The sequence below is a fragment of the Pseudomonas sp. HLMP genome (assembly GCF_046365545.1).
In the GTDB taxonomy this organism is placed as follows: Bacteria; Pseudomonadota; Gammaproteobacteria; order Pseudomonadales; family Pseudomonadaceae; genus Aquipseudomonas; species Aquipseudomonas guariconensis_B.
The window spans coordinates 1204050-1223934 of record NZ_JBDLLR010000001.1; the positions used below are offsets into that span (position 1 = coordinate 1204050).

14 protein-coding genes are annotated in these 19885 nt (G+C 64.3%); 1 reads left to right on the forward strand and 13 read right to left on the reverse strand.

Features of this window, described 5'->3' with window-relative positions; translation table 11 throughout:
* The first annotated feature begins 536 nt into the window (after positions 1-536).
* Positions 537-1826 (forward strand): OprD family porin, encoded by a 1290-nt coding sequence (locus ABFA30_RS05780; RefSeq protein ID WP_225786616.1) that lies wholly within the window; start codon positions 537-539, stop codon positions 1824-1826.
* A 30-nt stretch (positions 1827-1856) separates the two neighbouring features.
* On the opposite strand, the gene ABFA30_RS05785 is transcribed toward ABFA30_RS05780, so the two are convergent.
* The 13 genes from ABFA30_RS05785 to ABFA30_RS05845 all read right to left on the reverse strand — a co-directional run bounded on the left by ABFA30_RS05785 (position 1857) and on the right by ABFA30_RS05845 (position 19854).
* Positions 1857-3527, reverse strand: a complete 1671-nt coding sequence (locus ABFA30_RS05785) for an FMN-binding glutamate synthase family protein (protein ID WP_410045214.1) — start codon at positions 3525-3527, stop codon at positions 1857-1859.
* Between the two features lie 322 nt (positions 3528-3849).
* Positions 3850-4992 (reverse strand): ankyrin repeat domain-containing protein, encoded by a 1143-nt coding sequence (locus ABFA30_RS05790; RefSeq protein WP_410045215.1) that lies wholly within the window; start codon positions 4990-4992, stop codon positions 3850-3852.
* A gap of 67 nt (positions 4993-5059) precedes the next feature.
* On the reverse strand, positions 5060-5536 hold the full coding sequence (locus ABFA30_RS05795) for a hypothetical protein (protein ID WP_368815480.1): 477 nt from the start codon (positions 5534-5536) through the stop codon (positions 5060-5062).
* Positions 5533-9927: an RHS repeat-associated core domain-containing protein gene (locus ABFA30_RS05800; protein ID WP_410045216.1), complete on the reverse strand. Its 4395-nt coding sequence runs from the start codon at positions 9925-9927 to the stop codon at positions 5533-5535. The genes ABFA30_RS05795 and ABFA30_RS05800 overlap by 4 nt, the downstream gene beginning before the upstream one ends.
* Positions 9928-9938: 11 nt before the next feature.
* The gene (locus ABFA30_RS05805; RefSeq protein WP_225786611.1) at positions 9939-10373 is read right to left on the reverse strand and encodes a DcrB-related protein; all 435 of its coding nucleotides are present in this window, start codon (positions 10371-10373) and stop codon (positions 9939-9941) included.
* 15 nt (positions 10374-10388) lie between these two features.
* Complete coding sequence (locus ABFA30_RS05810) at positions 10389-12329, reverse strand: type VI secretion system tip protein VgrG (protein ID WP_410045217.1); 1941 nt, start codon at positions 12327-12329, stop codon at positions 10389-10391.
* A 23-nt stretch (positions 12330-12352) separates the two neighbouring features.
* A complete protein-coding gene (gene tssH, locus ABFA30_RS05815; RefSeq protein WP_225786609.1) occupies positions 12353-15028 on the reverse strand; it encodes a type VI secretion system ATPase TssH in 2676 nt (891 codons plus the stop codon).
* Positions 15021-16073, reverse strand: coding sequence for a type VI secretion system baseplate subunit TssG (gene tssG / locus ABFA30_RS05820; protein ID WP_225786608.1), 1053 nt, complete (start codon positions 16071-16073; stop codon positions 15021-15023). The genes tssH and tssG overlap by 8 nt, the downstream gene beginning before the upstream one ends.
* Entirely contained in the window at positions 16037-17899 is a 1863-nt protein-coding gene (tssF, locus tag ABFA30_RS05825; protein WP_253080275.1) for a type VI secretion system baseplate subunit TssF, read from the reverse strand. Before tssF ends, tssG begins: the two co-directional genes overlap by 37 nt.
* Positions 17896-18411, reverse strand: a complete 516-nt coding sequence (gene tssE, locus ABFA30_RS05830) for a type VI secretion system baseplate subunit TssE (RefSeq protein WP_225786606.1) — start codon at positions 18409-18411, stop codon at positions 17896-17898. Before tssE ends, tssF begins: the two co-directional genes overlap by 4 nt.
* Positions 18405-18836: a hypothetical protein gene (locus tag ABFA30_RS05835; protein WP_410045218.1), complete on the reverse strand. Its 432-nt coding sequence runs from the start codon at positions 18834-18836 to the stop codon at positions 18405-18407. Before ABFA30_RS05835 ends, tssE begins: the two co-directional genes overlap by 7 nt.
* 20 nt (positions 18837-18856) lie before the next feature.
* Positions 18857-19297: a type VI secretion system amidase effector protein Tae4 gene (locus ABFA30_RS05840; RefSeq protein WP_225786604.1), complete on the reverse strand. Its 441-nt coding sequence runs from the start codon at positions 19295-19297 to the stop codon at positions 18857-18859.
* Positions 19298-19365: 68 nt separating this feature from the next.
* The gene (locus ABFA30_RS05845; protein WP_225786603.1) at positions 19366-19854 is read right to left on the reverse strand and encodes an Hcp family type VI secretion system effector; all 489 of its coding nucleotides are present in this window, start codon (positions 19852-19854) and stop codon (positions 19366-19368) included.
* Positions 19855-19885: the final 31 nt, after the last annotated feature.

Sequence of the window (19885 nt, forward strand, 5' to 3'; positions counted from 1 at the left end):
GCGGTAGGTGAAAAATGGATGCGGATGATAATGCTTGTTATTTGCTCTTGCTCGGGTATTTGTAAGCTCTTGTCTTTACATATGTATCACTTTGTTTCTACGACTTTAGTCGTAGATGTTTCGTACTTATGGCGACTCGAATACCGGCCCGTCAAACGGGCGTCTTGGGGCCGCTTCGCGCCCCCGGGTCCCGAGCCATGCGGGTAACCCGGGAGTCTCCTTCCACCCACTGGCCGGGGCGGTTGCCGACAAGAGGCAAATTGTCCAGAAGCTGGAGGGATATGGCCACGAACACACCTGCCAAACGCATGATCTTGGTTATAACCACCTGCATTTCACGATTTTTTGACATGCCGAAGCACAGGCGGCTAGGATTCGGCCAACGCCTGCTGGCCATGACTTGGCCATGCTGCTGCGAGGCCCGCTGCTGGCGGGCCTTTTCAGTTCGGATCCGCATAGCGTCGAACCTACGAAGGGGCGTTGGTTCCTGGCGTCATATTGCAGAGCGTTTTTGATTAAGAAATAAGGAAAACAACATGTTGAAAACCAGGATCAGCCTGGTCGCACTGGCGATGATCGCCGCGACTCAGGCCCAGGCCAACGAACAGGCCGAAAGCAAGGGCTTCATCGAAGACAGCAGCGCCAGCGTCCTGCTGCGCAACGCCTACATCAACCGCGACAAGAAGCACGGCACCAACGACCAGATCGAGTGGGGCCAAGGCTTCATCGGCACCTTCTCGTCGGGCTTCACCCAGGGCACCGTGGGCGTGGGCGTCGATGCCTTCGGCCTCTACGCCATCCGCCTGGACGGTGGCAAGGGCCACAACGGTGGCGCGGGCGTCGACTTCTTCAAGCCGAGCGACACCGAGCCATCCAACTCGCCGCACAACCTGGCCCGTGCTGGCGCCGCCATCAAGTTCCGTGTCTCCAACACCGTGCTCAAGTACGGTGACCAGATGCCAGCGCTGCCCGTGCTGCAGTACGACGACGCGCGCCTGCTGCCGGAAAGCTTCACCGGCACCATGATCACCTCCAAGGAGATCAAGGGCCTGGAGCTCAACGCCGGTCGCTTCACCCAGGAAGCGCGCAAGAGCGCCGAAGGTCGCGACAGTGGCGGCCTGAAGTCGATCAACGTGTTCGGCGGCAGCTATCAGTTCACCGACAACTTCACCGGCTCCCTGTACACCTCCGATGTCGAGGACGTGCTGAAGAAGCACTACCTGGGCCTGAACTACGTCCACGCGATCGCCGACGACCAGTCCCTGACCCTGGACTTCAACGGCTACAAGACCAGCATCGACAGCAAGTACGAGCGTGAAGCTGGCCTGACCGGCGACTCCAACACCATCTGGAGCCTGGCAGCCACCTACGCCTTCGGCCCTCACTCGGTGACCATCGCCCACCAGCGCAGCACCGGCGACACCGGCTACAACTACGGCTGGTACCAGAACCGTGGCGGCGTGGGTGACGGTGGTTCGACCATCTACCTGGCCAACTCCTACTGGTCCGACTTCAACGCCGAGGACGAGCGCTCCTGGCAGATCGGCTACGGCCTGGACTTCGGCGCCTTCGGCGTACCTGGCCTGACCTACAAGCTCGCCTACGTGCGTGGCGACAACATCAACACCCACGGTTTCGGCGAGGGCAAGGAGCGCGAACTGTTCAACCAGATCCGCTACGTCGTCCAGGAAGGCCCGGCCAAGGACCTGTCGGTCAAGGTGCGTAGCTCCATCGTGCGTACCAACACCGCAGTCCGCCAGAACGGCTACAACGACGACGGCAACGAAGTCCGCGTATTCGTCGAGTACCCAATCAGCATCTTCTGATCCTGATTCGGCGTTACCAGCAGCCCCGGCCTATGCCGGGGCTGTTTCTTTCCGGCGCACCGTGGCCATCGGTACGACCGCCTCGGTGTCACTGACCTGGGGTGCGAAGCTGTCGCTGCGGGCCATTCGCCACATCCGTGCATAGAACTCGCTGTCGATCGAGCCGTTGAGCAATTCGCCCGGTTTGAGGAAGTGGTGCAACTGGGAGAACAGGCTGATCTCGCTGGGGCTGATGCGCCGCGCCAGGTGCTTGGGCTTGAGCGCCGAGGGGTGTTCCAGGCCGGCGGCGGCGAGCATTTCTGCCAGGGCATGCAGCGTGTTGCGATGGAAGCTGGCAACCCGTTCGGCTTTTTCCGGCACCACCAGCGCGCGTTGGCGCAGCGGGTCCTGGGTGGCCACGCCGGTCGGGCACTTGTTGGTATGGCAGCTCTGGGACTGGATACAGCCAATGGCGAACATGAAGCCACGGGCCGAGTTGACCCAGTCGGCGCCGAGGGCCAGCACGCTGGCGATATCGAAGGCGCTGACGAGCTTGCCCGCCGCCCCGATACGCACGCGATCCCGCAGGTTCAGCCCCACCAGGGTGTTGTGCACGAACATCAACCCCTCGCGCATGGGCACGCCCATGTTGTCGCTGAATTCGCGAGGCGCCGCGCCGGTACCGCCTTCCTTGCCGTCGACGACGATGAAGTCCGGGGTGATGCCCGTGGCCAGCATGGCCTTGGCGATCCCCATGAACTCCCACGGATGGCCCAGGCAGAACTTGAAACCGACCGGTTTGCCGCCCGACAGCTCGCGCAGGCGGGCGATGAACTGCAACAGCTCCACCGGCGTGCGGAAGGCGCTGTGGGCTGCCGGCGAGATGCAGTCTTCACCGACCCGCACGCCACGGGTGGCGGCGATCTCCGGGCTGACCTTGTGCCCAGGCAGGATACCGCCATGGCCGGGCTTGGCGCCTTGGCTGAGCTTGATCTCGATCATCTTCACCTGCGCATCGCCAGCCTGTTCGGCGAAGCGCACCGGGTCGAAACGGCCATCTGCCGTCCGGCAGCCGAAGTAGCCGCTGCCGATCTCCCAGATCAGGTCACCGCCATGCGCACGGTGGTAGGGGCTGATGCTGCCTTCGCCAGTGTCGTGGGCGAAACGGCCCAGGCGTGCGCCCTTGTTCAGTGCGGCGATGGCATTGGCGCTGAGGGCACCGAAGCTCATGGCCGAGATGTTGAAGATCGAAGCGCAGTAGGGCTGTCGGCACTGCGGCCCGCCGATGTCGATGCGAAACGACGCCGGGTCGGGGGGCGCGACTGGCAGCATCGAATGGCTGATGAACTCGAAGCCCGGCTTGTAGGCATCGTTGAGCGTACCGAAGGCTTTCTCGGCACTCTCGTTCTTGGCCCGGGCATACACCAGCGAACGCTGCGAACGGGAGAACGGCAGCTTGTCGTCGTCGCCCTCGATCAGGTACTGGCGGATCTCCGGGCGGATGGTCTCGATCAGGTAGCGGATGTTGCCCAGGATCGGATAGTTGCGCCGTACCGCATGATGGCGTTGTCGCAGGTCGTTGAGGCCGACCAGGCTGAGCAGGGCGGTGACCAGGGTGACGGGCCAGAGCCAGGCGTGCTGGGCAAGGAAGGGAAGGCTGGCGAAGGTGAACAGCAGGCAGGTGGCCAGGCAGGCGTAGCGGGTGGGAAGCGTGTGTTTCATGGGTCCATCGCAGGCAGGATGACCCGCACTAGGATAGGCAAAGGGCGCCTGCGGAAAACCAGGGGTTTTGGTAAAAGACTCTTACCCGAGGTGTGGATTGTGCCGATGTGCAGCGCTGCGCTGTGCCGAAGCCAACCCGGCGTGCTCCTGGCTGCCCAGCGGCTGCCCCTCGAACCAGGACCGGGCTTGGCCCATGAGGGTTCCGGGTAAGCCGCCTCATATTCGATGGCAATCGCTTCTTTAGTTTCCGAGCAGTTGGGTCACCGTGCACACCCTGTCATTTCCGAGGCGCCTGACCGCCGCCACCATCTTGCCAACGGGGTCAGGCAGGGATGGCCAGTGCCAGTGTCTTCCAGCTCGTCGTTCGCTTGCGTTCGACCAGCGTTGCCAGGGCCTTGGCGACGGGAGCGCCCTTGTTGGTGAACTTCACCGGCGCCAGCATCAACAGGGTGACACGCTCCTCCTTCGGTATGGCTTGCGCGGCAGGCTCCTTGTTCCAGGGCTTGTCCACCACCAGCATGGCATCCACGGCTTCTGGCCAGGGCAGGTCCGCATATCCCGGGTCGCTGCGCTGAATCAACATGCCCTCGCAGAGCGGCCCGTGCTCCAAGGTCTGTCGGGCGAGACGTGCCAGCAACTGCACCGGGAAGTTCCAGGCACCGTGCTGCGGCAGTCGGGCCTGGGGCAGGGCCCAGTCGCCCGGTAGGCAGATGAAGAGTTCGGTCATCGGTACGGCCTGGTACAGGCCGACAGTGAACAGCAGCTTGAAGTCGCTTTTGCCATCCAGCAGGCTGACATGCAGTGTGGTGCGAGGATCCTCGCTGGGCGGGCTGAAGACGTTCGGCAAGACCCACCCAGCGGTGTTGTGCACGAAGGTGACAATGGCCTGCCCCGCACCTTCGGCATCATCCGCTTCCACCTCAAGGGTGCTGCGTGCCCCATGGGATAGCAGCAAGTCGGCGGTGTGTGGATGATCCCATGCCCGGGCGGCATCGAGCGCGCTGTCGTTGAAGCGCAGATGCAGGCGATTGACCTCGGCACCACGCGCCAGGAGCAGTGCGACCACCTCTCGGTGGCCTGACTGGGCGGCCGCATACAGGGGAGGGCAGACACTCAGTGGCAGACCATCGACCCTGGCACCGGCATCGAGCAGGCATGCGCAGGTCTCCAGGTGCCCTTCGCTTGCGGCCTGTGCGAGAGCAGTGCCATGCCCTTCGTCAACGAACGGCTGGTTCGGATCCAGGCCCAGCTCGAGCAGCAGGCCGCAGATCTTGGTTTGCCCAGCCCTGGCAGCCATATGCAGCAGGCCTTCTTCACCGGCCTCGCCATAGCGTGGCAGGGCCAGCAGGTCTGGGTACTTCTGGGCAAATGTGCGCACTCGCTCCAGCTTGCCCTCTTCGATGTCGTCGTAAAGGCGGTCCAGCTTGGTTTCGTGCTTTTCGTAGAGTCGTTGCCGGTCGGTCATCGGATGAAAGTACTTGGTTTGAAGGCCAGGTCCATCGCTGCCGTTATCTTTGTGGTGTGGTGCCGAATCACGGAATCGGCCGATCAGGAAAGTAATGCTCGATAGGCAGGCTGCTGTTTTCGAACTCGTACATCACTCGCCAGGTGAATGTGCTCATCCAGGCATTGATGATGCGCTGGGCGTGATGACGGTCCTCCGTCGATTGGGTCCGGGACAGCAGGGCCGTTCGTTTCTTGCCTTTGAGTATCGAGATGGAAACCTGATATTCGATGGGCGAGATCTCCTCGTCACCCAAGGGGCTGCACCAGACATCGAGGGTGGCAGTGACAGGCAAGCCGCTGTCGAATGTTCGCTCGCTGGAGGCCATGAAGATGTCGTCGGCGAAAAAGTTCTTTGCGGCGAGAAAGCGGGCATGCTCGTCGGTGATGCCGGTGAGCAGGACGGGTGAGGCATCGATGAAATTATTCTTCGATACCTGCCAGCCGGTAGGTACCAGCAGTTCTGCGAGAGGATGGGCCAAGGCGATTTCTTGAATGATGTTCATTTTTGCGACTTCAGGTAGGTCATATAGTCAGCCTGGGAAATGGGGTGTCCATGGAATTCAGGCATTGGTGTATCGGTTACTTCTACCCGGACATACTGGGTCGGTTTGCCGTTATTGAATCCGATGGGTTTCCCTGCATCGTGAATGTAGTAGGAGGAGCCCTTGTTGCCCAGGTCGATTTCGGTACCGTGCCGCAGCGCGTCTTTCTCCACTTGGTTACGGAACGCTGTGACTTGTTTGGCTGTAGCGTTTTCCGGCAAATCCTTGCCCCAGTATTGAGCCGCTCCTCCACGCGACGACAAGCTTTGAGCCTGTGATTGCGTCTTGGCCTGGGTATGTTTCGTATAGGTGGCCGAACGTGAGTGATGGCGATTCCTGCGTGCCAGCTTCGGACAGCCGGCGGTGAGCCCGAGCGGGTCTATCCAGCCGAGCGGGTTTGGACTGTAGAGATAGAGATTCCAGCCCCCAGCCAGTCCGAGGGGGTCTGGTTGGGTGAAGCGTCCAATATCCGGGTCATAAAACCGGAATGTGTTGTAGTGCAGGCCCGTCTCGCGATCCAGGTACTGCCCCTGGAACCTGAGATTCTGTTCCTCATCATGACCTGGGGCACGCCATTCTCCGATACTGGTGCCCCATACCTCGTAACGGGTTTCCCACCTGGTATCGCCATCCTCTGACGTCAGTCGTAGTGGCAGCCCATTGAGGTGATTGTGGAAATGCAGCACTTGTTGATGGGCGCCTGCGCTGTCGATGCGTGCCAGTGGTTCATGACCGGCATCGGTATAAACGTACAGGCTGCTTCGTCCGTTGCGACGCTCCTCCAGCAAACGCAGGCCGTCCCAGGTGAACTCGGTCCTGCCGACAAGCAACCCTTGCGGGGTACGCTCCTCCTTGGCGATGCGTCGTCCCAAGGGGTCGTAGTGCATGGACACTACAGTTTCGCGCCCGGCGCACAGGTTACGGACCTCAATCAGCCGATGTTCGGCATCGTAGCGAAACCGTTGAATGCCTCGCCTGTTGCTGCGCTTTTCGACCAGTCGGCCGAAACCGTCGTAGCGGTAGTGCTTGTCCTGATAGCACAGCAGGCGGTTATGACGGATAGGTGGCTTCCCAGACCTGTCGAGCAGGTTGGCTGCTGCATCGTAGTGGAAGTGTTCGTACTGGCCTGCGAGTGGGTCGTGGCGCACGAGTATTCGGCCTGTCGCGTCATAGCCTAAAGACTCTAGGGTGTTGCCCTGGGCTTTCAGGGCCTGGACTTCGACCAGGTTGTTGCCGCCATCGTAGGCGAAGTGCTGTCGCGCCACCGACAAGGGGTTAATTGCCTGGTCGGCTGCATGGCTACCACGGCTGCGCAAACGCCCCACCGGATCGTACTCGCTGCGGCACAGCAGCCGCCCTTGAGTGCGCGTGACCTCACGGTGCAAGCGGTCGCGTTCGAAATCCGCAATGACATGTCCATTGAGGTTCAACTGATGCAGATGCCCAGAGCCATACATCAATCTATTCAACTGGCGACCGTCACCAAGACGTATCCCAGTCAGGTTACCCAGCTCGTCGTAGCTGTATGACAGGCTCCCCCGTGCTGTCCGTTCCTGCAGCAATTGACCGAGCCTGTCATAAGTGAAATCCAATGTTTGCCGAATACCGTCAGGGCTTGTGGATTCCACTGAGGTCAACTGGTCCAGTGCGTCGTAGTGATAGTCGGTGCGACCATCGGACGTGATCTTGGCAACCAGCCTGCCTGCGGCATCGCGTTCGAGTGTATGGACGATGGGCACCTCGGGGCTGCCAGGTTCGGGGTGAAAGACCAATCGGACCAGATTACCCAGGCTGTCATAGGTGTATTGCTTGCAGGTGTCGTCGAGGTCTCGTTGCTCTACGAGGCGATCATCGGCATCCCAAGAGAATCGATAGCTTTCCCCATTCTCGTTTCTCAACCGCACAAGTCGGCCTTGGGCGTCATACTCGAAACCAACCTGGCGACCAGCGGCATCCACTTGGCGACTGACCTGTCCACGTCGGTTGTACTCGTAGCGGGTGACATGCCCGGCCGCATTGGCATGAGCGAGCAGCAATCCTTCCGTCGAGCGTTGGTATTGCTCGCGATTGCCATCTGGACGTTCCAGGCACAGTAGCCAGCCCCGCGCATCATGGGTGTATCGAGTAGTGCGACTCTCAGCATCGATCACCTGGCTCAGGTGGCCCCGATGGTCATAGGCGTAGCGGGTTGGAAAGCCCGAGCAATCAACCTCTTCGACGAGCAACCCCAGGCGGTTCCAGCGGCGGGTCGTCGATTGGCCGGCGGCGTTGGTAACCGCCACGACCTGCCCATGTACATCATAGCGATAGCGGGTAACGTTACCCTGCGGGTCACATTCCCGAACGCAGTTGCCGCGTTGGTCGTAGTGGTAGTGCCAGCGATTGCCCATTGGGTCCAGATGGGTCCGGGGCAATGCCCAGTGTTCGAGCCACTGTGTCGATTCGCTTCGCCCCAAGGGGTCGATGGTTTGTGAAAGATTGCCTGACTCGTCGTAGAAATATTGCCAGCGCCCACCTTGCGGGTCGGTGGCAGCCAGCAGTTGACGCTCATCGTTCCACTCGAAGCACCAGGCCTGCGCCATTGCGTCGATATACTCAGTGATCTGGTACTGAGCGTTCCACCGACGAATGCTGACACGCTGCAAATTATCGGTGATGCGGGTCAGGCCAGCGCTAATGTCGTAGTTGAAGCAATACTCGTCACCTGCGCAGGTCCAGTGTCGGGAAACCCGGCGTTCGCCTTCGATGTCCTGCCATTCGTAGTAACACCGAAGCCCGGACGCTGTCTGGTGCTCGATCATGTGCCGATGGTCGTCATAGGCGAAGCGGCGCCGTAGGCGACCTTTCTCGTCAAGCACCTCGCAGAGGTCGCCCTGTTCGTCGTAGCGATAACTGGCCAGTGTCTCCAGGCTCCCATCGTCATGAACGCGCTCGATGGTACTGACCCGAGAGGGCCGCTGTGGGCTGTAGTGCAGCTGTATGCGTACCAGGTCGAACGTGTCGCGCAGGCCCGACAGACGTCCACGCTCGTCATAGTGCAGGTAGAGCCGATTGTCGTTGCGGTCTCCCAGTTGGCTCAAACGCAGGTGTGCGGGTTTTTCGGGGCTGGGCTCGAAGAGGCGGTAAAGGCCTTCGATGTCCTCGATGAGCAGTTCGCCATTCAAGGCCCGGCGCACGCTCAGGCCTTCGCCGGGGCTGAACACAGCATCGCCGGGCGGGATGTGACCCATGTCTATCACCCGTGCCTGCTCGTCCGTGTACAACAGGCGCTCACCGCCTTCTGGGTCGGCCTCGATGCGTACGAAGACTTCGTAGGACACGCTCCAGCCGGCACCAAACAAGCCGTCGCGCCGCTCGTCCCTACTACTGTAGAAGCGTTGCCACTCCAGTGGTATCAGGGCCGCGAGCCTGAAATCCTGCTCGTCCTCGCCACCCAGGACTTTCGCACCCGTGGCAGCGTGCACGGGGTTCGGTGAGCCAGTGATCGCACGAGTCAGCGCACCGGTCACCTGTCCGCTGACGAAACTGGTGGCGCCACCGACTAGCATGCAGCCGAGCTTGCTGTAGAACTTGCCCCCGCGTCCTCGCAACATCATCAGAGCCGTGACTGCCAGACCGACGCCGGGAGTCTTGCCGCTGCGGATTTCACGCACCACGATCGGTTCGCCACCAATGCGTACATCGCTGGAAATCAGCCCGGAATCGACGATTACACCCTCGCAGGTACTGCGGTCGCCGCTGCGAGCGGCGGGTTGGCCGTTGATGCTGACCTTACTCGAACCCTCGGCAATGTACTGTGGCGGCATAGCCGGGTGCTTGCTGCAGATGACCTTGTCGTCATCGGCCGGTGCAGTGTTGGGGGCCGGTGACGCGACCGTGGGACGCCACAGTTGCGAGAAGAAGCCCTGGGCCATGTCGAGGAAGGTTTCCTCCTCGGGTTCCTCCTCTGCAAGCGAGGCGTCCGCAGGAGGAGGCGGCAGGACCACGCCAGCGGCACGTGCGGCTGGCTTGCCGTTGGTATGGGTGTCGTGCGAGCCGGTGGCGATGTTGGCCTGGATGGACGGCGGGAACAGCGCATTGCCGATCCCTTCGCAGAATCGGCTGAGTGCCGTATCGGCGCCGGTACTGGCCATGGCCACGCCCACCACGACACCGACCACCGCGCCGAGCACGAAGCAGCCCAGGCCTCCGGTGGCGGCAGTGATGCCAAGCGCGGCGCCAACGGCAGCGGTGGCCAACGCACCGATGGCAACGGTCGCCGCCACTTCCAGCACGCCGCCGACGATGTCTGCCAGCATCGAGGTGTGCATCAGTGCGTCGCCTTCGCGCGCGGCCCAGAGTGCGTCGGACATCGCAGGTACCGTCAGGCCAGGCTATCGAAAGCGAGCGATTGCTTGATCGCGGCCCAGTGGCCTGCCTCGGCCTCGCCCATGGGCTGCGCCTTCACGTAGCTGAGGGCGAACATCTTGCGGGTGCCAGGCAAGACCAGGGCGAGCTGGTACTGGAAGACCTTCTCTTGGCCTTTGCTGAACTGACTGCTCAACTCGATACCGTCGATATCCTGCGCCGCGCCAAGGCGCACGCTCTGCGGAGCCTGGAAGCGCAGGTCCTGGACCTGTTGCTGCAAGCGTTGCAGCTGGCTGTCGAAATTGCTCTGCAACGTTTCGCCATCGGCCAGCAGGCTGCGGCTGATCACCAATGAGGTACCCAATGCCTCGAATCGCAGGATGTTGATGCTGTTGTCACGCACGTCGGCGTCAGGCAGCGCGAGGTGGAACTCGTTGACGCGGTAGATCATGTATTCGTTGTCCTGTTACTGGCCGGCCTTGGGGAATTTCGCCTGGACCCTGCCATCGATGCTGCCCTTGCTGCCGTCCTGGCCGGAGGAGGTGCCTGGCGCCCCGCCGATGTTCAGGTCGAGCGTGCCTTCGGGGGTATTGATCTGGGCATGGTCCTTGGCGTTGATGTTCAGGCGCACACCGGTGAGGTTGATTTCACCGTTGGCGTTGAGTTCGAGCACGCTATCGCCACAGACCAGGCGCAGTTTCTCGCCAGCCTCCATGAGGTAGGTCGTGCTGATGCTGTCGGTCTTGCTGGCGCCTACCAGCAGGGTGTCGTGGTGGCGCACCGCGCGGATGCGATCCTGGCCGATGGTCACCATTTCGATCATGCCGACACTCTTGGTACGGCTGATACCCACCGACAACGTCTCGTTCTGCTCCACCACCGTGTCCATGTTGCGTTCGGCATGGATGTACAACTGTTCGGCACCCTTCTTGTCCTCCATACGGATCTCGTTGAAGTTCGCCGGGCTGCCGCCTTTGCTGGAGCGGCTCTTCATGCCGCTCTGGGTGGCGCCTGCGGGCAGGTCGTAGGGCACCGTCTGCTCGGCGTTGTAGACCCGTCCGGTGATGATCGGGCGGTCGGGGTCGCCCTCGAGGAAGCTGACGATCACTTCCTGGCCGATCCGCGGGACCTGCATCGAGCCCCAGTTCTTGCCGGCCCAGGCCTGGGATACGCGGATCCAGCAGGAGCTGTTCTCGTTGGACTGGTCGTGGCGGTCCCAGTGGAAGTGCACCTTGACGCGGCCGTACTGGTCGGTCCAGATCTCCTCGCCGGCCGGGCCGACCACCACCGCGGTCTGCGGGCCCTTGACGATCGGCCGCAGGGTGCTGGCCACCGGGCGGTAGCTCTGCTGGGCGTCGATGCAACTGAGGTTGCTCTCGAACTGGGCCGATGCGCTGCCGCCACCGGTTTCCAGGCGCTCCTGGGCTACGTAGTAGCGGGCGGCGACGATCAGGTACTCGCGGTTCTGGTCCTGGCGGGTGAAGCCGGTGAGGTTGAACAGGTGGCCGCTGCCCAGGCCCCGGGCATTGCCGCGCAGTTCGACCCGCTCGTGCAGGCTTTGCAGCGCTTCCAGGCGGGTGCGGGCGTAGTGCTCGCCATCCTGGGTCTGCGCATAGGCGCCGGGGTAGTCGTACAGCGGATAGTCGCCGGCCTGGTGCGGGCGCGGCATGGCCGAGCGCACGTCGATGCGCGCGCTGGGGCGCTGGAAGTCGTAGTCGTTGAGCTCCAGCGAGCCGGGCTGGACTTCCTGGGCCAGGTACCAGTCGTTGATGTGGTCGCGCTCGCGATGCTGGCCATCCGGCGGGTAGAAGGGCACCGACTCGTAGCCGGGGGCCTGCTGGTGGGCGCCGTAGGCATCGGCCAGCACCAGCACATGGCGGTCCTGCTCATGGCGGAAGAAGTAGTAGATGCCTTCTTCCTCCATCAGCCGGCTGACGAAGTCGAAGCTGGTCTCGCGGTACTGCACGCAGTATTCGCGTTCCCGGTAGCTGCGGCTCAGGGCGTCCTCGAAGTCGGAGAAGCCCAGGTCGCGAAACACCTGCTTGATGATCTGCGGCGCGCTCTGGTGCTGGAAGATCCGGCAGTCGCTGGTGCGGGTCAGCAGCCACAGCCAAGGCCGCAGGGTCACCCGGTAGCTGGCGAACTGGCCCTTGTCGACCGCCTGGCTGCAGCGCGCGACGATGCCGTGGAAGTAGCGCCAACTGCCCAGGTTCAGTTGCAGCGACAGGCTCATGGGCTTGCCCAGCAGCTGGTTGAGGTCGATGGCCGGATCGTCGCTGGTCAGCTGCAGCTCGTAGTCGAACAGGCGGCCGAGCTCTTCGCTGCCGCCCATCTCGCTGAGGATCAGCACGTCCGGCCCCAGGGGGCTGTTGATCTGCGCCAGGCGCGTGAATTGCTTGAACAGCATGGGTCGTCCCGTACGGCGCGCCGTCAGCCGGCAGCGCCGAAGTCATAGTGCAGGTCGTTGTCGCGGCGGCTGATGGCGACGCTGGCCAACGGCTTGCCTTCGAGCAAGCGGGTGAGGAACTCGCGGCTCATGTCCGGCAGCAGGCCGTTGGTCAGGATGGCGTCGATCATGCGGCCGCCGCTCTCGGTCTCGGTGCAGCGCGAGACGATCAGGTCGAGCACCCCGTCGTCATAGGCGAAGCCCACCTTGTGCGTGCTCTCCACGCGCTTGCGGATGCGCTCCAGCTGCAGGCGGGCGATGGCCTTGAGCATGGCATCGCTGAGCGGGTAGTAGGGGATGGTCACCAGGCGGCCGAGCAGCGCTGGCGGGAAGATCTCCAGCAGCGGCTGGCGCAGCATCGTCGCCACCGACTCGGGCTCGGGCAGGGCCTGTGGATCCTTGCAGATGTCGGCGATCAGCTCGGTACCGGCATTGGTGGTGAGCAGGATCAAGGTGTTGCGAAAGTCGATCTGGCGGCCTTCGCCGTCTTCCATCACGCCCTTGTCGAACACCTGAAAAAAGATCTCGTGCACGTCCGGGTGGGCCTTTTCCACCTCGTCGAGCAGCACCACGCTGTATGGCCGGCGCCGCACCGCCTCGGTGAGCACGCCGCCTTCGCCATAGCCGACGTAGCCGGGCGGGGCGCCCTTGAGGGTGGAGACGGTGTGGGCCTCCTGGAACTCGCTCATGTTGATGGTGATCAGGTTCTGCTCGCCACCGTACATGGCCTCGGCCAGGGCCAGGGCGGTCTCGGTCTTGCCCACGCCGGAGGTGCCGGCGAGCATGAACACGCCGATCGGCTTGTTGGGGTTGTCGAGGCCGGCGCGGGAGGTCTGGATGCGCTTGGCGATCATCTTCAGGGCATGGTCCTGGCCGATGATGCGCTTGGCCAGGTGCGTGTCGAGGTTGAGTACGGTCTCGATCTCGTTGCGCGCCATGCGCCCGACCGGGATGCCGGTCCAGTCGGCGACCACCGAGGCGACCGCCTGGTAGTCCACGGTCGGCAGGATCAGCGGGCTCTCGCCTTGCAGGGCGGTGAGGCGTTGTTGCAGGTCGACCAGCTTCTCGCGCAGCTCATGGCTGCCCTGGGCATCGACCTCGTGGTCGACCACGCCCACCTGCTCGCGCAGTTGCGCGCGGGTGGCCAGCAGTTCGTCGACCAGGGCCTTTTCCTCCGCCCAGCGCTCCTCCAACCCGGCCAGGCGTTGGTGCTCGGCCTCCAGCAATGCCTCGGCCTGGGCCTGGCGCTGGTCGGTGACGACGCCGATGGCCTGTTCGCGGGCGATGATCTGCAGCTCGACGTCCAGCGCCTCGATGCGTCGGCGGCTGTCGTCCACCTCGGCCGGTACCGCGTGCAGGCTGATGGCCACGCGGGCGCAGGCGGTGTCGAGCAGGCTCACCGACTTGTCCGGCAACTGGCGCGCCGGGATGTAGCGGTGCGACAGCTTGACCGCCGCCTCCAGGGCCTCGTCGAGGATCTGCACCTGGTGGTGCTGCTCCATGGTCGAGGCCACGCCGCGCATCATCAGCAGCGCCTTGTCCTCGCTCGGCTCGGCCACCTGCACCACCTGGAAGCGGCGGGTCAGGGCCGGGTCCTTCTCGATGTGCTTCTTGTACTCGGCCCAGGTGGTCGCCGCCACGGTGCGCAGGCTGCCCCGGGCCAGCGCCGGCTTGAGCAGGTTGGCGGCATCGCCGGTACCGGCCGCGCCACCCGCGCCGACCAGGGTATGGGCCTCGTCGATGAACAGGATGATCGGCTTGGGCGAGGCCTGTACGTCTTCGATCACCTGGCGCAGCCGCTGCTCGAACTCGCCCTTCATGCTGGCGCCGGCCTGCAGCAGGCCGACGTCCAGGCTGCGCAGCTCGACGTCCTTGAGCGCCGGTGGTACGTCGCCGGCGACGATACGCAGGGCGAAGCCCTCGACCACCGCGGTCTTGCCCACCCCGGCCTCGCCGGTGAGGATCGGGTTGTTCTGCCGACGGCGCATGAGGATGTCGACCAACTGGCGGATCTCCTCGTCGCGGCCGACGATCGGGTCGAGCTTGCCGTTGCGCGCCTGCTCTGTGAGGTCGACGGTAAAGCGCTTGAGCGCCTCCTGCTTGCCCATCGCCGCCGGCGCCACGGCACCGCTGGCCTCGCCTGGCACGGCGGCGCTGAAGCCGTCGCTGGCGCCCAGGTTGTTCTCCGGCGAGTCGCCCACGTATTCGTCGAAGCGCTCGCTCAAGGCCTCGACCTTGAGCTTGGCGAACTCGCCCGAGAGGTTCAGCAGGGCATTGCGCAGGCTCGCTGTCTTGAGGATGCCCACCAGCAGGTAGCCGGTACGCACCTGGTTTTCGCCGAACATCAGGCTGCCGTAGACCCAGCCGCGCTCCACCGCTTCTTCGACCTGGGACGACAGGTCGGTGATCGAGGTCGAGCCGCGCGGCAGGCGGTCCAGGGCATCGGTCAGGTCGCGGGCCAGGCGGGCCGGCTCGACGTTGAACTGGCGCACGATGCGGTGCAGGTCGCTGTCCTGCAGTTGCAGCAACTGGTGCAGCCAATGCGCCAGCTCCACATAGGGGTTGCCACGCAGCTTGCAGAACACCGTGGCGGCCTCGATGGCCTTGTAGGCGATGCTGTTGAGTTTGCCGAACAGCGCGGCGCGGCTGATTTCACCCATGGTCCTGACTCCTTGTGGCAGGTGGTTCGACCGGCTGCTCGGCGTAGTACCGGGCCAGCGCAAGGTCGTTGGCATCGTGTGGCGGACGGCCGAGCCAGGTGTCGAAACCCAGGCGTCGGCCAGCGTCGAGTTGCAGGGCGGGTACTTCGTCCCGCCGCAGGATCAGGTTGAGGTCCCAGTCCAGCTCGTGGCCCAGGTACTCGGCGACCCAGGCTGCCAGCTCGACGAAGGCGCTGCCGCCGGGGAGCAGGGCGTGGTACTGCGCCAGGCTCAGCGGCCCGAGGCACAGGCGGAACTTGTGCTGGCGGTCCCAGGCATAGCGCCCCAGGCACAGGTCGACGCCCAGGCGGTTGGCACGGGCGCCCAGGCGGCTGCGCTCGGGCAACTCCAGCCACTGGCCGACGTATTCCTCGAGGGTCACCGGTACGCCGAAGTAGCCCGACAGGATGCTGCACAGGCCGTCCGGGTAGCGGGTCTGCGCCGCCAGGTGGCCCGACCAGTGCAGCTTGGCGGTATCCGCCAGCGGCCCCTGGCCACGCAGGGCCGGCAGGCCACGGCCGCTCAGGGCGGCCAGGCGTGCGGCCCAGTAGTCGTCGTCCGGGCGGTCGTGGCTGACGGTGGGCCGGGCCTCGGCCCAGGCACGGTAGAACAGGCTCAGCAGGCGGTGGTGGAAGATGTCGAGGAAGCGCTTGCTAGTAGGGTCGGCGTGGTTGCGCTGGCGCTCGCGCATGTACTCGGTCAAGTGCAACGGCAGCGGGCCGTTGGGGCCGCCGAGGCCGAAGAAGAACTGCTCCAGGCGCGCCGGGCCGCCGTCCTCGGCGGGCGTCACCGAGGCCAGGGTGGCTGGGGCGAAGGCGCAGTCCAGGCGCTGGCCGAGGCGCACCGGCTCGTCGGCCAGGCGCAGGGAATGGCCGAAGCGGGGCAGCTCGGGATGTTCCGCCTCGAGGCGACGCAGGGCCTGGAAGAAGTCGTACTCCCAGGGCTCGGCCTGCATGGCCTGGAGCGTGTTCACAGGGTCGGTCGGCATCCGGGCTTGGCTTTCCATCGCATGATCTCGCCGCGTTCGCTGGTGCGCAGCACGGTTTCGGTGAAGCTGTTGATGGACACGTAGCGGGTCAGGAAGCGTTCGAACACCGCACCGAGGAGAAACACCCCGGTGCCACGGAAGGCGTTCTCGTCGAACGCCAGGGTGATTTCCAGGCCCCGGCCGAAGACGATCGGCCCGGGCATCGGCAGGCGCCGGGTGCAAGGCTTGGCGCTGACCTCGCGCAGGCCGTCGATCTGCAACTGCAGGGCACCGTCCTGGCTGTCGCCGTACAGGCGCAGCAGCTCGCGCAGGGCGGCGGCGCCCTGGCCTTGTTCGGTCAGCGACAGGTAGTTCAGCGACAGCTGGCTGATCAGGCGCCAGGCGCGGTTGTCGTGAGCATGGCTGGCCCTGGGGCGGCTGGGGCCGGCCAGGCAGCGCACGGCGGACACCGGCGCGCTGTCGGCCAGGTTGAAATCGCTGCGGCCGTCGCCGATGTTCATGAACAGCGGCAGGTCGCGGTTGCTGCACAGGGCGCTGATGCCCAACTGGCGCAGGTCGTGGCGGTAGGGGGCGTGCTGGCCGTCGACCAGGCTGACGAAGGTCTCGCTGCCCATGTAGCTCGAGCGTGTACCGTTGCGCCGCTGTTCGCTGGACAGCACCCGTGGCTCGCGACGCACGATGTAGTAGGCCTGGTCGCGGCCATAGCGCGACGGGTCGCGCACGGCGTAGAACGGCAAGAACGCTTGGTCCGCCCCGGTGCCGTGGCCGGTGACTTGTTGCAGCGAGTGGATCTCGAAGTCGGTCGGCCGGGTGCGGTCGGCGATCACATGGTGCTCGTTGACCTTGTCGGTGAGGTGGATGCGGTCCACCCGGCGCGGGAACAGGTTGATCGCCGGGGTGCAGAAGGGCACGAACTGGGCCTCGCCGACGCTGCTTTCCAGGCTCTGGTCGAAGCGCTCGAAGAGGATCACCAGCTCCAGCTCCTCGCCGGTGCAGCGCTGCACCGCCCGCTCCAGCCCGGCGAAGTCGACGAACAGAAAGCGCTGGGGCAGGGCGAAGTACTCCTGCAGCAGGCGATAGCCCTGGAAGGCCTGGGGCACCACTGGCAGCGCCGCCTCGCAGTCGTCGAAGCCACGGGGGCGCAGGGCCTGCTCCAGGGGAATGCGCTCGACCCACTCGCCGCCCGGCTGGCGGGCGAACACCGCGCAGGCGCTGCCGAGCAGCTGCTCGTACAGGCGGAACGGGGTTTCGTCGGCGCCGTTGAGGTACAGCGGCAGGTGGCTCAGCGGCAGGCTGGCGAAGGGGATCCCGGCGCCGCTGCGCAAGGTCAGGCGCAGCCCGGCGCGGGCCTGTGGCTCGCTGGCGGCGAGGCGGCCGAGCACGGCGCCGGGGTTGCCGAAGTATTCGGCGCGCGCCACCCGCAGCGGCCACAGGGTGACGTCCTGGGTGCTGCGAAATTCGCACGGCGTCTGCGAGTCGCGGCCCAGGTTGGCGCGCAGCACGCTGCCCCGGGGCAGTTGGAAGCCGGCGGCGAGCGAGCCTTCGTCGGGGTCGGTCTGCAACTGCACCACGGTCATCGAGGGAGTCGGCGCCAGGTAGTGCGGGTAGGCGATCTCCAGCAGGTTGTGGGTGAAGGTCGGGTACTCGGCGTCGAGCTTGAGCTGGACTCGCGCGGTGAGGTAGGCAAAACCTTCGAGCAGGCGCTCGACGTAGGGGTCAGCGCAATCGATGCCGGCCAGGGTCAGGCGGCCGGCGATCTTCGGGTACTCCCTGGCGAACTCCGCCGCGCTTTCGCGGATGTGTTGCAGCTCCTGGTTGTACAGCTCGAGCAGGCGCGGGTTCATGCACGTCTCCGGCGGTCGGCGGGGGCCACGCGCACATGCCCGGACTCCAGGTCCAGGTCGGTCTGCAGCAGCAGCGGCAGGGCCGCCGGCTGGGCCCAGAGGTCGCCCTCGATCTCGAAGCTCAAGGCGTTGGCGTTCATTTCGGCGGGCGCGACCTGGGCGCGCACGCGCAAGGTGTGGGCGAGGATGCGCGGTTCATAGGTGACGATGGCCTGGTGGATGATGCGCTCCAGGGCGAGGGCGTCGATGTTCGAGGCGCTGTTGCCGGCCAGGGCCGGCAGGCCGTAGTTGATCACCGAGGCACCGGCCGGGGTGTCCAGGGTCGCGGCGCTGTCGAGCAGCGAGGTGGTGTTGAGCAACCAGGTGAGGTCACGCAACACCGACGCCTTGAGCTGCTGCAGGGACAGCACGCGCTTGTCCGGCGCCTCCTGCGGGTTGCCGGGATCGTCGTCGGTCAGGCGATCCAGCAGCGAGGGCTGCAAGCGGTCGCGGGCGGCGATTTCGGCTACCACTTGAACAGGCCCACGAAGTTCTTCTGGTCCACAGCCCCGGTCGCGCAACTGGCACTGTGGGCGACGACCGAGGGTTCCAGCTGGTTATTGAACTGGCGGATGGCCTGGTATTGGCTTCGGCAACTGCCTGGTGTCGGGGTGTCGAAATCAATGTGCCTGACAATAATGATCTGCGCGCCGTTGAAGTGTTCCACGCGCGGCTCCCCGGAACGCCTGTCGGGGCTGAACTGGCACGGCCAGGGTATTTCCAGTTGCAGGAGTGTCTGGTCTGTCTTGCTGCGCAGGGCGCAACGCCCCTGATGGTTTTCCAAGGTCAAGCGCCGCTCGGACAGTGTGACATGCGGTCCCTCGGGAAGCGGCTCGGTGGTGGCGGGACGCTCTTGCGCGCAGGCACTCATTGAGGTCGCCAACGAAAGAACGATCATCGGTAGTGTATGGCACCGTTTCATTTCAGCTCCCAGAACCAGACGGCCTTGGAGCGGTGGGCCTGGTCGGCGAACTCGCCGGTCACCAACCCACGGTCCCAGAGATCTATATGATCGCCACTGCGGTCCTCGAACGACTGTCCGGCGCGGGCGAAGCAATCCTTGAAGAAGATGATGCCACGCTTGGTCTTCAGCTTCTGGCGGTCCTCGGCGCTGCCGCTAAGTTGCACAGGGGCGCCCAGATGGTGTTTCCACAGCCAGTTGGCCAAGGACTCCGCGCCCCGGGCATGGCCATGGGCACAGCGCGGTTCGCTGTAGCTGGAGGCGTTGACCTTGACGCTGCGTTCCCCATTGAGGGCGATGCTCATGCGAATGGCGCACTGGTTGTCCCACGGTCCGTCGCAGGGAAACTGGTCGGACGGGTAGGCATTCCACAGATTGATAAACGAGGGCTTGGCCATGGTGTTCACCGGGTGCGGCTGACGCTTCGGGGAGAACGCCTGCGGGCATGAGCCGCAGGCGTACTCGGTCAGATCTTGACGTTGGAGCGCACGTTCCAGCCGTACTTGATCGGGCCGCCATCCTTGCTGCCGTCGGCTTTCTGCGGCTGGTAGTCGACGGTGACCTTGGCGAAGTTCAGGGTGATGTTCTCGGTCAGGCGGTCGTCGCTGCCCGAGCCACCGGTGCTCAGGGAGCTGATGAGGACCTCTTCGAGGTTGATGATCAGGTACTCGACCTGGTTCTCGCCCCCGGCCTTGCGCACGGTCAGCTTGACCTTGTCGATGTGCTTGCCGCTGGAGCAGTGAGCCATCAGGTTGGGGCTGGACTTGTCGACGTACTTGGTCACCGACAGGTCCTGGATATTGACCTTGCCGGCGCCACCGCCACCGCCCATGTGCATGTTGCCGGACTGGGACATGCCCCAGCTCCAGTTCAGCACGTCGATCTCGTCCTTGTGGGCCTTGTCCATGGACTCGCCCTTGATGTCGCCGATCTTGATGAAAATATCTACAGCCATGGTCTCTCCGGAAACGCTCGTCGTTTGGCAG

Excerpts from the sequence above, each read along its gene's own strand:
- ABFA30_RS05840 (WP_225786604.1), bottom strand. The coding sequence starts at position 19,297 with ATGGCCAAGCCCTCGTTTATCAATCTGTGGAATGCCTACCCGTCCGAC.
- tssF (WP_253080275.1), bottom strand. The coding sequence starts at position 17,899 with ATGAACCCGCGCCTGCTCGAGCTGTACAACCAGGAGCTGCAACACATC.
- ABFA30_RS05785 (WP_410045214.1), bottom strand. The coding sequence starts at position 3,527 with ATGAAACACACGCTTCCCACCCGCTACGCCTGCCTGGCCACCTGCCTG.
- ABFA30_RS05800 (WP_410045216.1), bottom strand. The coding sequence starts at position 9,927 with ATGTCCGACGCACTCTGGGCCGCGCGCGAAGGCGACGCACTGATGCAC.
- ABFA30_RS05795 (WP_368815480.1), bottom strand. The coding sequence starts at position 5,536 with ATGAACATCATTCAAGAAATCGCCTTGGCCCATCCTCTCGCAGAACTG.
- ABFA30_RS05810 (WP_410045217.1), bottom strand. The coding sequence starts at position 12,329 with ATGCTGTTCAAGCAATTCACGCGCCTGGCGCAGATCAACAGCCCCCTG.
- ABFA30_RS05845 (WP_225786603.1), bottom strand. The coding sequence starts at position 19,854 with ATGGCTGTAGATATTTTCATCAAGATCGGCGACATCAAGGGCGAGTCC.
- tssH (WP_225786609.1), bottom strand. The coding sequence starts at position 15,028 with ATGGGTGAAATCAGCCGCGCCGCGCTGTTCGGCAAACTCAACAGCATC.
- tssG (WP_225786608.1), bottom strand. The coding sequence starts at position 16,073 with ATGGAAAGCCAAGCCCGGATGCCGACCGACCCTGTGAACACGCTCCAG.
- ABFA30_RS05835 (WP_410045218.1), bottom strand. The coding sequence starts at position 18,836 with ATGATCGTTCTTTCGTTGGCGACCTCAATGAGTGCCTGCGCGCAAGAG.
- ABFA30_RS05790 (WP_410045215.1), bottom strand. The coding sequence starts at position 4,992 with ATGACCGACCGGCAACGACTCTACGAAAAGCACGAAACCAAGCTGGAC.
- ABFA30_RS05805 (WP_225786611.1), bottom strand. The coding sequence starts at position 10,373 with ATGATCTACCGCGTCAACGAGTTCCACCTCGCGCTGCCTGACGCCGAC.
- ABFA30_RS05780 (WP_225786616.1), top strand. The coding sequence starts at position 537 with ATGTTGAAAACCAGGATCAGCCTGGTCGCACTGGCGATGATCGCCGCG.